We start from the raw sequence: 378 nt of genomic DNA, 5'->3' as shown, positions 1-378 counted from the left end.
GCGGAGGACTTCGCGGCCTCGACCCGCGCCGTGAGCGCACGCAGGTCGTCGACCCGGCTGCCCGTCGCGGAATCCGCGGGCCGGTCCACCGCCACGGCGTCGGGGCCCCAGATGATGCGGCGCACCGGCTGGTTCAGCAGGACGTCGTCGCCGAGCCGCTCGGCGAGCAGTTCGGGCACCTGCTGCAGTCCGCCGACGACGCGCTTGTCGAGGATGAAGTCGGCGTCGACGAGGTGGGAATACGATCCCGCGGATGCCGCCATCAACAGCGACTGCAGGAGCGAGAACGTGTGCGTGGGCTTGGTGAGCATCGCCGAGCCGGTGGCGAAGGCGAGGTTGCGGACGGCCTCGTCGTCGTCGGTCTGCTGGCGGAGCCAC

1 protein-coding gene is annotated in these 378 nt (G+C 71.4%); it reads right to left on the bottom strand.

Going from position 1 to position 378, the window contains the following annotated elements:
• Positions 1-378: FAD-dependent oxidoreductase (locus ACZ3HG_RS23145; RefSeq protein WP_465334640.1), on the bottom strand; the 378-nt coding region annotated here is incomplete at both ends.

Source organism: Erwinia sp. PME.40.26/001 (genome assembly GCF_055556675.1).
This window is presented reverse-complemented; position numbering and strand designations above follow the sequence as displayed.